Raw genomic sequence first — 479 nt, forward strand, 5'->3', positions numbered from 1 at the left:
GGCCGGCGGATGTGGATGTGGTGGAGGCGCATGGGACGGGGACCCGGTTGGGTGATCCGATCGAGGCGCAGGCGTTGCTGGCGACGTATGGTCGCGGGCGGCCCGTTGACCGGCCTTTGTGGTTGGGGTCGTTGAAGTCGAACATCGGTCATACGCAGGCGGCTGCTGGTGTCGCGGGTGTGATCAAGATGGTGATGGCGTTGCGGCATGGTGTGCTGCCGAGGACGTTGCATGTGGATGTGCCGTCGTCGCATGTGGACTGGTCCGCGGGTGCGGTGGAGGTGTTGACGCGGGCGCGGGCGTGGCCGGTGGTGGAGCGTGCGCGCAGGGCCGCGGTGTCGGCGTTCGGGGTGAGCGGGACGAACGCGCATGTAGTACTGGAGCAGGCCCCGGACGAGCCCGACACTGCACCCGAGCCGGTCACAGCCCCCGTTCCTGTTCCGGTTGTCGTGTCGGCTGCTTCGGTGAAGGCCCTGGAG

At 68.3% G+C, this 479-nt stretch carries 1 protein-coding gene; it reads left to right on the top strand.

What is annotated here, in order from left to right; all coding sequences use genetic code 11:
* A partial coding sequence (locus tag IH00_RS0117435) for a ketoacyl-synthetase C-terminal extension domain-containing protein (protein ID WP_199819766.1) occupies window positions 1–479 on the top strand: 479 nt, incomplete at both ends.

Source organism: Streptomyces sp. NRRL S-118 (assembly GCF_000716335.1).
In the GTDB taxonomy this organism is placed as follows: domain Bacteria; phylum Actinomycetota; class Actinomycetes; order Streptomycetales; family Streptomycetaceae; genus Streptomyces.